The 10,935-nt window shown below is 73.2% G+C and carries 12 protein-coding genes; 4 read left to right on the plus strand and 8 right to left on the minus strand.

Annotated elements, in window-relative coordinates; all coding sequences use genetic code 11:
- Nucleotides 1–9: 9 nt before the first annotated feature.
- Nucleotides 10–1,344 (minus strand): aminotransferase class I/II-fold pyridoxal phosphate-dependent enzyme, encoded by a 1,335-nt coding sequence (locus tag DEP02_RS11735; protein WP_112467280.1) that lies wholly within the window; start codon nucleotides 1,342–1,344, stop codon nucleotides 10–12.
- Nucleotides 1,345–1,379: 35 nt separating this feature from the next.
- On the opposite strand from DEP02_RS11735, the gene DEP02_RS11740 reads away from it, so the two are divergent.
- Together DEP02_RS11740 and DEP02_RS11745 are read left to right on the plus strand one after the other, a co-directional pair.
- Nucleotides 1,380–2,072, plus strand: a complete 693-nt coding sequence (locus DEP02_RS11740; RefSeq protein WP_112467281.1) for a pyridoxamine 5'-phosphate oxidase family protein — start codon at nucleotides 1,380–1,382, stop codon at nucleotides 2,070–2,072.
- On the plus strand, nucleotides 2,072–2,620 hold the full coding sequence (locus DEP02_RS11745) for an FMN-binding negative transcriptional regulator (protein WP_112467292.1): 549 nt from the start codon (nucleotides 2,072–2,074) through the stop codon (nucleotides 2,618–2,620). Before DEP02_RS11740 ends, DEP02_RS11745 begins: the two co-directional genes overlap by 1 nt.
- A gap of 23 nt (nucleotides 2,621–2,643) precedes the next feature.
- On the opposite strand, the gene DEP02_RS11750 is transcribed toward DEP02_RS11745, so the two are convergent.
- The 4 genes from DEP02_RS11750 to DEP02_RS11765 form a co-directional block, all read right to left on the minus strand.
- A complete protein-coding gene (locus tag DEP02_RS11750) occupies nucleotides 2,644–3,591 on the minus strand; it encodes a DMT family transporter (RefSeq protein WP_112467282.1) in 948 nt (315 codons plus the stop codon).
- Between the two features lies 1 nt (nucleotide 3,592).
- On the minus strand, nucleotides 3,593–4,597 hold the full coding sequence (locus DEP02_RS11755) for an EamA family transporter (RefSeq protein WP_112467283.1): 1,005 nt from the start codon (nucleotides 4,595–4,597) through the stop codon (nucleotides 3,593–3,595).
- Between the two features lie 92 nt (nucleotides 4,598–4,689).
- Nucleotides 4,690–5,256, minus strand: a complete 567-nt coding sequence (locus DEP02_RS11760; RefSeq protein WP_157977424.1) for a Clp protease N-terminal domain-containing protein — start codon at nucleotides 5,254–5,256, stop codon at nucleotides 4,690–4,692.
- 139 nt (nucleotides 5,257–5,395) lie between these two features.
- Nucleotides 5,396–6,010 (minus strand): PadR family transcriptional regulator, encoded by a 615-nt coding sequence (locus tag DEP02_RS11765; RefSeq protein ID WP_112467285.1) that lies wholly within the window; start codon nucleotides 6,008–6,010, stop codon nucleotides 5,396–5,398.
- Between the two features lie 160 nt (nucleotides 6,011–6,170).
- Here DEP02_RS11765 and DEP02_RS11770 point away from each other — a divergent pair, with 160 nt between their 5' ends.
- Entirely contained in the window at nucleotides 6,171–6,983 is an 813-nt protein-coding gene (locus DEP02_RS11770; protein ID WP_112467286.1) for a PhzF family phenazine biosynthesis protein, read from the plus strand.
- Between the two features lie 86 nt (nucleotides 6,984–7,069).
- Here DEP02_RS11770 and DEP02_RS11775 read toward each other — a convergent pair whose 3' ends face one another.
- Both DEP02_RS11775 and DEP02_RS11780 read right to left on the minus strand, forming a co-directional pair.
- Nucleotides 7,070–7,870, minus strand: a complete 801-nt coding sequence (locus DEP02_RS11775; RefSeq protein ID WP_112467287.1) for a CPBP family intramembrane glutamic endopeptidase — start codon at nucleotides 7,868–7,870, stop codon at nucleotides 7,070–7,072.
- Nucleotides 7,871–7,973: 103 nt separating this feature from the next.
- A complete protein-coding gene (locus DEP02_RS11780; protein WP_112467288.1) occupies nucleotides 7,974–9,491 on the minus strand; it encodes a glutamate-cysteine ligase family protein in 1,518 nt (505 codons plus the stop codon).
- Nucleotides 9,492–10,050: 559 nt separating this feature from the next.
- On the opposite strand from DEP02_RS11780, the gene DEP02_RS11785 reads away from it, so the two are divergent.
- Complete coding sequence (locus tag DEP02_RS11785; RefSeq protein ID WP_112467289.1) at nucleotides 10,051–10,635, plus strand: hypothetical protein; 585 nt, start codon at nucleotides 10,051–10,053, stop codon at nucleotides 10,633–10,635.
- 95 nt (nucleotides 10,636–10,730) lie between these two features.
- Here DEP02_RS11785 and DEP02_RS11790 read toward each other — a convergent pair.
- On the minus strand, nucleotides 10,731–10,935 hold a 205-nt coding region (locus DEP02_RS11790; RefSeq protein ID WP_500299153.1), incomplete at its 5' end, for a beta-xylosidase family glycoside hydrolase.

Raw genomic sequence — 10,935 nt, forward strand, 5'->3', positions numbered from 1 at the left:
GGTGGCCTCCTACACGTAACTCCGCGCCGGCTCCGGGCGGAGCGCCGCGGCCACCGCGTCCGCCAGCTGCTCGATCTCCTCCCCCTCCCGCAGGGCCGAGACCGTGATCCGGATGCCGGGCGGGGCGTTCAGCCGGAAGCGGGCACCGGGGGCGACGGCCCAGCCGGCGTGCAGCAGGCTCGCGACGACGCCGGTCTCGTCCGGCACGGGCACCCACACGTTCATCCCGCTGCGCCCGTGCCCGGCGACCCCGCGCTCGGCCAACGCGCCGGTCAACAGCTCGCGCCGCCGCCCGTAGGCCGCCGCCACCGCGCGCGTGTCCGGGGCGCCGTCCGCCCACAGCCGTACCACGGCCCGCTGGAGCAGGCGGCTCACCCAGCCGGGTCCGAGGCGCTGCCGGCCGCGGACCCGGTCGACCGTGACCTCGTCCCCGGTGAGCACGGCGAGCCGCAGGTCGGGGCCGTACGCCTTGGCGACCGAGCGTACGAAGGCCCAGTGCCCCGTGGCCCCGGCGAGTGGGTGCAGGGGCAGGTCGACGATGCCGTGACCGTGGTCGTCCTCGATCAGCAGCGTCTCCGGATGCTCCCGGAGGACGGCCCGCAGAGCACGCGCGCGCGTGGCGCTCACCGCGGCGCCGGTCGGGTTCTGCGCCCGGTCCGTGACGATGAGCGCCCGTGCGCCGCCCCGCAGGACACGGCGCACGTCGTCGACGAGCGGCCCTTCGTCGTCGACCCCGACTCCGGCCGTGCGCAGCCCGAGGGCGGGGACTAGGTCGAGGGCGCTCCTCCACCCGGGGTCCTCGACGGCGACCGTGTCGCCGGGCCTGAGGTGGGCGGCGAGGACGCGCTCCACTGCGTCGAGCGCTCCGGAGACGACGGCGAGCGGCCCGTCCGGCACTCCGTCGGCATCCAGCCCCGCACGGGCCATGCGGGCCAGCTCCGGTTCCACGGCCACGTCCCCGTACAGCACCGGCTCACGGTCGCCCTGCGCCCCGGCCGCCGCGAACGCCGGGGCCAGCGGCGGCAGCAGCGCCGGATCCGGGTTGCCGTTCGAGACGTCGCGCACGCCCTCGGGCACGTCCACGCGGAGGAGATCCCGTCCGGTCGTGGCCGGCGCGGGCCGCACCCGGCTGCCCCGGCGCCCGGCGGTCTCGATGACCCCGCGCTCGCGCAGCACCCGGTACGCGGCCGCGACGGTGTTGGGATTGACCCCGAGCTCGACCGCCAAATCCCTCATGGGCGGCAGTAGCTGGCCAGGCTCAAGCTCGCCGGAGCCCACCGCGCGCTCGACGTTCGCCGCGATTTCCGCTGCACGCCGCCCCTTGATCCGATATTCTCCTAGCACAAACCAGATTATGCACTAGTGCAAGGGGGATCGCAATGCAGGGGATCCAGCCGCCGGCGTCACCACCCGGCTCCTACACCCCGACCGACCGCACCGTCCCCACCCGCTCCGCGCACCGGGCGTCGTACGACAAGGAGCTGGTGCACGCGATACTCGACGAGGGCTACGTCTGCCACCTCGGCTACCTCCGCGACGGCGCGCCCGTGGTGCTGCCGACGCTGTACGGCCGGGCCGGTGAGCGGCTCTATGTGCACGGCTCGACCGGCTCGCGCCCGCTGCGCACGGCCGGACAGGCCGACCCGGGACTGCCGGTCTGCCTGACGGTCACCCATGTCGACGGCCTGGTCCTGGCACGCTCCGCCTTCCACCACTCGATCAACTACCGCTCCGTCGTGGTGCACGGCGTCGCCCACCAGGTCACCGACCCGGAGGAGAAGCGGATGGCGCTGGACGCGCTGGTCGACCATGTGGTGCCGGGCCGGTCGGCCGACTCCCGCCCCGCCAACGCCAGGGAGCTGGCGGCGACCGCCGTGCTCCGCCTCGACCTCGACGAGGTCTCCGCCAAGCTGCGCACCGGTGGCGCGAACGACGAGCCCGAGGACCTCTCCCTGCCCCACTGGGCCGGCGTGGTCCCGGTCCGCAGGCAGTATGGCACCCCGCTCGCCGACGCCGGCCTGGCCTCCGGCGTCGAGCTCCCCGACTACCTCGACCACCTCGCGGCCCTGTGATGCTGATCCATCCCTGGGACGCGCCTCGCGAGGACGCCGAGTGGCAACAGTGGCTCACCGTCCGTGACTTCGGCCAGCTGGCCGTGACCGGCCCGCCCGGCGAGCCGCCCTTCGTCCAGCCGCTGCACTTCGCCTACGACGCCGGGCGCGGTGAGGCCGTCACCCACCTGGCCCGCCCGAACCCGCTGTGGGCCGCCCTGGAGGCGAACCCGCAGGTGCTGCTGAGCGTGGTCGACGACTACGTCTACGTCCCCGGCCCCTGGCAGGCGGACCCGGACGGCCCGCCCGAGCACGGGGTCCCGACGAGCTTCTACGCCGCTGTCCAGCTCCGCTGCACCGCCCACGTGGTGGACGACCCTCGGGAGAAGGCCGAGTTGCTGAACCGGCAGCTGGGCCACTTCCAGCCGGAGGGCGGCTCGGCACGGGCGGCGGCGGGCGAGGCGCCGTACGGCCGCCTGCTGTCCGGTATCACGGTGGCTCTCACGGAGCGGGGCGGCCCACGGGACGCGGCGGCCCGGGAGCATCTGCTGCGCAGACGCGGGACCTGAGTGGGCGGCAGGCCTGCCGGGGGTCACGCGAGGGCCGGCTCCCCCACCGCCGCCCGCGCCCCGCGTGTCTCCGCCAGGGCGAGGCCGGCGACCGAGCCGAGCATCAGCGCGGTGCCGACGAGGGTGGCCGCCGTCAGCCGTTCGCCGAGCAGGGCGACGGCCAGCACCGCCGCGCTGACCGGCTCCAGCAGCATGATCACGGAGACGGTGGCCGACCGTACGACGGCGGCGCCCGCGAAGTAGAGGGCGTAGGCCAGGGCGGTCGGGATCGAGGCGATGTACGCCAGCAGCCACAGCAGCCGTACCGGGTCCTCGGTGTGCGGCACCAGCCCCTCCGCCAGCGCGAACGGCAGCAGGCACAGGCTGGTGACCGCGAACGCCCCGACGGTCGTACCGGACTGGTCCGCCCCGCCGGCGCGGCCCCACCAGCGGGTGAGGAGGGTCATCGCGGAGTAGCCGACCGCCGCCACCAGGGCGATCAGCACGCCCCAGGGACGTACGGTGGCACCGCCGCTGCCGAACACCAGCACGCCCAGCCCGGCGAGCGCCCCGGCGACGGCGGTCAGGCCGGCCCGGCCGAGCCGTTCACCCATCGTGAGCCGGGCACCGAGCGCGATGAGGACGGGCCCGGCGCCGAGGGTGACGACGGTCGCCACGGCCAGCCCGGTGGCCGCCACGGCCGCGAAGTAGGCCGTCTGGAACACGGCGAGACCGGCGCCGACGGCAGCGGCCCGCCGCAGCCTGAGGCCGAGCGGCACGGGCACGGCCGGCCGGGCGCGCGGGCGCAGGAGGCGCACGGCGAGCAGCAGGACAACCCCGATCGCACAGCGCCAGAAGGACAGGGCGACGGGCCCCATGTCGCTGGTCCGGTAGACCAGGGAGGCGGCCGCGCCCGCGGTGCCCCAGGCGGCGCCGGCGACGATCAGGTAGAGCAGGCCGCGCCCGACGGGCAGGCCGACAGAAGCCCGCACCTCAGGCCGCCGTTCCCCGGGCCGAAAGCTCCCTTTCCGGGCCGCCGCTCGCCACCGGCTCCGCCGAGCCCTTCGCGGGCGCCGACGACTGCGCGATGAACGCGCCCAGCAGCACGACCGCCCCTCCGACGATCTGCGGTGCCGAGAGGTGCTCGCCGAGCAGCACCCAGGCCAGCACGGTCGCTACGACCGCTTCCAGGCACGCCACCACCCCCGCCACCTGGGGCGAGAGCCGCCGCACGGAGAGCACTCCGGTGACGTAGGCGAGGACTGTCGCGACCAGGACGACCCACAGCAGCAGGGCGACGGCCGGGACCGCGGTGCCGTTCATGTGCGCGCTGTGCGCGAGCACCGACCAGTCCATGTTCCAGGGACGTGCCACGACGGTCAGGACGCCGGCGCCGATGAGCAGGCCGTAGGCGATGACGCCGAGCGGGTCCGGGGCCGCCTCTCCCGCGTCGCCGCCCTGGTCGGACAGCACGAAGTAGCCGACCTGGCAGCAGGCCGCGCCGAGCGCCAGCACCAGTCCGAGCACGTCGAAGCCCAGGCCGGACCAGACCTCGACGACGCAGGCCAGGCCGCCGACCGCGAGGACCACTCCGAGTGCCGCGGCCCGGGTGACCGGCCGTCGCTGCACGAACCGGACCCAGCCGAGGACCAGGGCGGGCGCCAGGTACTCGATGAGCAGGGCGACCCCGACGGGTATGCGGGAGATCGCCGCGAAGTAGCAGGCCTGGACGCCCGCCACGGCCAGCAGGCCGAACCCGGCGAGCAGGGCGGGGTGGCTGCGCAGCAGCGCGCGGTGCCGCACGGCGAGCGGCAGCATGACGAGGGCGGCGCCGGAGGCGCGCAGCCACACCACGTGCAGCGGATCGAGGCCCGCCTCGATCAGTGGCTTGGCCGCGACACCGGAACCGCCGAAGGCGACCGCGGACACGAGCGCGAGACCGAGCCCGACTCTCTTGCCGGAATGGCCCTGACTGATCTGAGACGTACGCACCGGCACATGATGGCAGGCGACGACATGAGCGTCACCCCCGATGGCACCTGTCCCACGGGCCGGACGGGGCACCGGCGGCCACGCCCGCCCGTCCCGGCTCAGCAACCGCCTCCGTCACCCCTGACGGCGCAGTCCTCCGGGCGGCCCTTGGCATCGTTGTCGAGCCGGCCGGCGAGGTCCCGCGCGTCGATTCCGGCGCGGGTGAGCACCTCCACGGCGCGTGCCCGCGGGACCACGACGAGCGCGGCGAGCAGGTCGACGCCGCGCGCCAGGTCCTCGCCGCGCCGGGCGGCGCGCTCGCAGGCGTGCTCCAGTGCGGCCGACGCCACCGGCGAGAGACCGCCGGACTCCGTCACCACGGGCAGGGCGCCGGAGTCCTCCACGGTGCTCTGCCAGCGCAGGCCGTAGCCGATGCTGCGCTGTACGAGGTAGCCGAGCAGCCGGGCGATCTGCGGCGCGCCGTCGAAGGCCGCGCGCACCTCGGGGTCGGAGTCCAGGAGTGTGTGCAGCAGATGGACGGTGTCGATCTGCCGGTCCCCGTCCCGGACCGCCCTTCTGCGGGCACCGGCGACCACCGCCGCCAGCTCGGCGCTGAGCCGGACGTCGCCGTCCGGGCGGAGGGCATCCTGCCCAGGGGCGGGCTGCCGGGGAACACGGGATCGCACATCCCCCAGCCCATCAGCCCCTTCGGCTCCGGTCATCCCCGGCGGGAAGCATTTCCGCGTCCCACGGGAAGCGGACCCGGGCGGCCGGAATCTCATCCGTAAGGAGGAGATTCCGGCCGCCCGGGTCGACGGATGACCGTCAGTCCCCGTCGGCGAGGATCAGGTACAACCTCTTGCGGGTCTCGTCGACGAGGGCGAGCGCCTTCTCCCGCTGCTCCTTGCTGCCGGCCCTCCAGACCTGGCCGAAGGCCTCCATCAGGCCGAAGCCGGCCTGCCGGATCTCGCTCAGGGCCTCCCGGTCGATGCCGCGCGAGGCCTCCTCCCAGGGCGCGTCCGGTCCCTCGTCGGCCGCGGCGCGGCCCGTCTCCGTGAGGGAGAACAGCTTCTTGCCGCCCTCGCTCCGACTGACGATCAGGTCCTCGTCCTCCAGCAGCTGGAGGGTGGGGTAGACCGAGCCGGGGCTGGGCTTCCAGGCGCCGCCGCTGCGCTCGGCGATCTCCTGGATCATCTCGTAGCCGTGCATGGGCCGGTCCTTGAGCAGGGCCAGGATCGATGCCCTTACGTCGCCTCGCCGTGCCCTGCCGCGCGGTCCACCGTGCCCTCGTCCGCCCCAGGGGCCCGGGCCGAACCCGGGGCCGAAGCCGTGGCCGCCCGGTCCGAAGGGCCCGAACGCGGCCCGTCGCCCCTCGAAGCCGCCCCGGCCGTGCCGACGGCCGTCCTGCCGGTGTCCACGTTCGAATCCGTGGATGCGCATCGTCACCACTCCATTCCACCATCGACCTGTCGCGACAGCTCAACGATATATCGGTGACAGTCGCCCGACAAGCATTCCCAACCGTGCTCTCGCCTCGCCATGGCCACCGACCGCCCATTGGCCTTGGTCCGCCGCGTGCCGGAGCCCGTACCGTCGGGGCATGCGGATTCGAATCGTCGACGCCTTCACCGACCGTCCCTTCGCAGGCAACCCGGCGGGAGTCCTGCTCCTGGACGCCTTCCCCGAGGACGACTGGCTGCAGAAGGTGGCACTGGAGGTCAACCACGCCGAGACGGCGTTCACGCACCGGCTGCCCGAGGGCGGCGAGGCCGACTGGGCGCTGCGCTGGTTCACGCCCGCCACCGAGGTCGTGATGTGCGGCCACGCCACGCTCGCCACCGCCCACGTCCTGCGCACGACGGGCGCCCACGAAGGGCCCGTACGCTTCGCCACCCGCAGCGGCGTACTCATCGCGACCCCCGCCGAGGACGGCGCGATCACCCTGGACTTCCCGACCGCCCCGCTCACCGCGGTGGACGTCCCCGACGGGGTCGCCGAGGCTCTCGGCGCCGAGCCGCGCACCGCCTACGACACCGGCCCGAACGTCGGCGACCTGGTGCTGGAACTCGCCGACGAGAAGACGGTCCGCGGTCTGACCCCCGACCACAAGGCCCTCGCCGCCTACTCCGCACGCGGCATCATCGCCACCGCCCGCGCCGAGGCCCCCGCCCGCGAATACGACTTCGTCTCCCGGTGCTTCTTCCCGAACGTCGGCATCGACGAGGACCCGGTCACCGGCAGCGCCCACACCGCTCTGGCCCCCTACTGGTCCGAGCGCCTGGGCCGTCCCGACCTCACCGGCCTGCAGGCCTCCCCGCGCTCCGGCCTCGTCCGCACCGGCCTGCGCGGCGACCGCACCCTGCTCACCGGCCGCGCGGTCACCGTCATCGAGGGCGACCTGCTCGCCCAGTAGACGGCAGAACCCAGCAGACGGCGAAGGGGCGTACGACCGCTGGAAACCGCCGGTCCCTCACGCCCCTTCCCGGCTCGCGGTCCCGCTCACCCCGTCGGCAGCCAGCCCACCTTCCCCGCCAGCAGCGCGTACCCCACGAACGCGCCGATGTCGAGCAGGGTGTGTGCCACGACCAGCGGGCCGACCCGGCCCCACCGCCGGTACAGCCAGACGAAGACCACGCCCATCACCAGGTTGCCGACGAAGCCGCCGACGCCCTGGTAGAGGTGGTACGAGCCGCGCAGTACGGAGCTGGCCGCCAGCGCGGTCCCCGGAGTCCAGCCCAGCTGGCCGAGCCTGCGCAGCAGATAGCCGACGACGATGACCTCTTCGAGAATCGCGTTCTGCAGTGCGGACAGGATCAGCACCGGGTACTTCCACCACACGGCGGGCAGCGCCTCGGGCACCACGGTGAGGTTGAAGCCGGAGCCGCGGGCGGCCAGGTAGAAGGCGATGCCGGTGCTGCCGATGACCGCGGCGATCACGGCCCCGCGCCCGAGGTCCGGCCAGGGGCGGGTGCGATCGAAGCCGAGTGTGCGCAGGCCCTGCCCCTCGCGCAGCAGGAAGTGGGCGACAAGGGCGACGGGGACCAGGGCCGCGGCGATCCCGAACAGCTGCCAGGCGAGGTCGAGCCAGGGGCGGCCGGGGGCGGCGGAGGCGTTGAGCGTGGCGGCCTGGTCCTTGAGCCCACCGGGTCTCGTGACCGAGCCGATGAAACTGATCAGGGCGGACACGCCGCTCGCGCCGAGCGAGAGTGCCAGAACGAGCAGGGTCTCGTCGCGGAGGATCCGCCGCGACGGCCGCTCCCCCCCAAAAGAATCGGCCCCCGGCCCCGCCTCCGCCTGCACACGCGCCTCCCGTACACCGTCCTGGGACGTCACAGCTTGCCCGACGCGCGCCTCGCGGGCATCGGCGGCCCCCTGCGACATGCCCCGGTGCGGGCGACGCGACTCAGCCCAGTGGCACCGGCTCCGGCAGGCCGACCGGCCAGGTGTGCACCGGTTCGCCGAGATTCGTCAGCTCGCGGTAGCGCCGGGTGGTGGCGGCCAGGGCGGCCTGCCTGCCCAGCCCCCGCTCCAGCGCCCGGTGGAAGGTGGCGGCCTGCCACTCCGCGCCGTTGGTCCTCAGCCGGCACCGCTCCTCGATCACTCCGAGGTACAGGTCCCGGTCGGCCCGCTCCACGCCCCAGGCGCTCAGGCCGGCCTCGGCGAGCGGCAGCAGCTCGTCGCGGACGAGACGGACGGCGTCGACCTCCACCGTGCCGGAGTGGCGCCCGCGCCGGGGCCAGGTGAACCGGGCGCCGATGCCGTACCGGCACGCGGCGTCGAAGTTGGCCGCCGCCGCCTCGAAGGACAGCCGGGTCCACACCGGCCGGGGTTCCTCGGCGAGCGCGCGGACGAGGCCGTAATAAAAGGCCGCGTTGGCGATCACATCGGTGACGGTGGGCCCGGCGGGCAGGACCCGGTTCTCCACACGCAGGTGCGGCATCCCGTCCGCGATGTCGTAGACCGGGCGGTTCCAGCGGTAGACGGTGCCGTTGTGCAGGACGAGCTCGGCGAGTTTCGGCACGCCGCCGGTGTCCAGCACGTCGAGGGGGTCCTCGCCGTCGCAGATCGGCAGCAGGGCCGGGAAATAGCGCAGGTTCTCCTCGAAGAGGTCGTACGCCGAGGAGATCCACCGCTCGCCGAACCAGGTGCGCGGCCGTACGCCCTGGGCCTGGAGCTCGGGCGGGCGGGTGTCGGTGGACTGCTGGAACAGCGGGGGCCTCGACTCCCGCCACAGCTCGCGTCCGAACAGGAAGGGCGAGTTGGCGCCCATGGCGATCTGCGCGGCACAGGCCACCTGCGCGGCGTTCCACACGTCCGCGAAGCGGCCCGGGGTGACCTGCAGATGCAGCTGCACGGAGGTGCAGGCGGCCTCGGGCGCGATGGACTTCGAGGTGCAGACCAGGTGCTCCACACCGTCGATGTCGAGGGTGAAGTCCTCGCCGCGGGCCGCCACGATCTGGTCGTTCAGCAGCGTGTAGCGGTCGACGGCGGAGAGGTTGGAGGAGACCAGGTCGTCCCTGTCGAGGGTGGGCAGAATTCCGATCATCGCTATGGAGGCGTCCACCTCTCCGGCTTTTCGGTCGGCATATGCCAGCGACGTCCTGAGCTCCTCGGCGAGCCGGTCGAATACCCGGCCGCCCAATCGATGAGGGGCGATGTTGACTTCCAGATTGAACATGGCGAGTTCTGTTTGGAAGTCACGGCTGGCGATCCGCTCGAGAACTTGCGCATTCAGCATTCTCGGCATGCCGTCGGAGCCGACCAGATTCAATTCGATCTCCAGCCCCATGAGGTTCTTGGGCCGGTCGAACCGCTTCTCCTCCAGCAACTGCTCCAGCCCCTTGAGACACCGTCGGAGCTTGTCGCGGTAGCGGTTGCGATCGGACAGGTCGAACTGGCCGGCGACGACCTTCTCCCCCATCGCAGCATCCCTCCTCGCAGGGCGGGCCGAAGATCGGCCGCCGGGGTCCCGGTCAGGTGGGATGATGCCCCGCCGAGGCGATCCATAACGCCCCGCTTGCGCGCCGCACCGGCTACTCTGGACTCGTGTGACCGGAGGCACATTCACGCGGCATGAAGCACCCGACTGATTCGGGTACCCCGGGAAACTCGTGAAAAACGCCGACGTCATCCGGCCGACCGCCGAACGGGCACAACCCGAGGTCAACGCGGCGCGGCCCACTCGAAGTCGGGATCATTCCCGCAAAACTCCGACTGAATAGGCTCTTGCCGTTCACGCCGGAAACAGCTAGGCGAAACACCGCCTGAACATTTGTCGTATAAACTCTGCACCACGGCAGAAGGTTGATGCCCACAGCCCTGAACCCTGTCAGGAGCGTGTGCGGCAGGCCGCGCGTCCCGTACCCCTCGCTCTTCACCAAGCCCGGTTCGACCTCCTCCTGCCCCGAGAGCTGACAGCGCCGTCCGCCCCCCGCCCGGCCCTCGCGCCACCGTGCCTGTCGAATGAGAGGCGACCCACCATGCCGCTGCTTTTCCCCCCGGCTCCCGCGCCGGCCCTGCGCTCCGTGCTCACGGCACTCGGTTCACCCACCGCGGTCCGCGAGGCCCCGACTCCCGCCCTGCGCGCCGCCCAGCAACCCGCCACCCCCGAGCTCCCGCTGCCCGTGCACGTCCTGGACCGGATCACCCCCGAAGGGGTCTCCGCGACCAGGCTGGCCGGGTGGCGCTTCCTGATCCGCTGCGGCGACCACGCGGTAGCCGCGGCCGAGACCATGCTGACCCCCGACGGCTGGGCCTTCTCACACTTCTTCGAGGGCCCCTACGTCACCTCCACCGAGCGCGCGCTGCGCCAGGCGGAGACCGTGACCCAGCCGTACCAGCCGCGCCTATTGTCCATGCCCAGTCTGTACATGCTCACCCTGTGGCTGCACGGCAACACCTCCGGCGACGGCGCCACCGGCCATCCCGCCCCCGCCGATCTGCTCGTACCGCTCGCGCCGGCCCCGCCCGGGATAGCCGCCCACCGGCCGCACCGGGTCGCCGACCTGCTGCCGGTCCTCACCCATCGGGTGAGGACCGCCCGGCTCATGAGCTCCCCCGCCTGACCGCCCGCCCTCCGATCACCCTCGTACCCCTCACCCATCTGGAGGCCATGGCTGCCGGACGGCCGGATCACCGCCCCGCACCGCCCGCGGACCACTCACGGCAGGCGGTAGTCGAACCAGTCGAACGCGGCGCTGCCCTCGGTGACGTACATCCCGATCACACGGCCGGTGAACCCCGCGGCGACCTGGGTGGACAGATAGCGCCCGTCGAGTTCGGCCAGCCGTACGGTCCCCTCGGGGCCCTCGACGGAGAAGGCGATCGCGTCGGGGCCGGCCGGCCTCACTCCGGAGGCCGGCCGG

Source organism: Streptomyces triticisoli (genome assembly GCF_003270085.1).
Taxonomy (GTDB): Bacteria; Actinomycetota; Actinomycetes; order Streptomycetales; family Streptomycetaceae; genus Streptomyces; species Streptomyces triticisoli.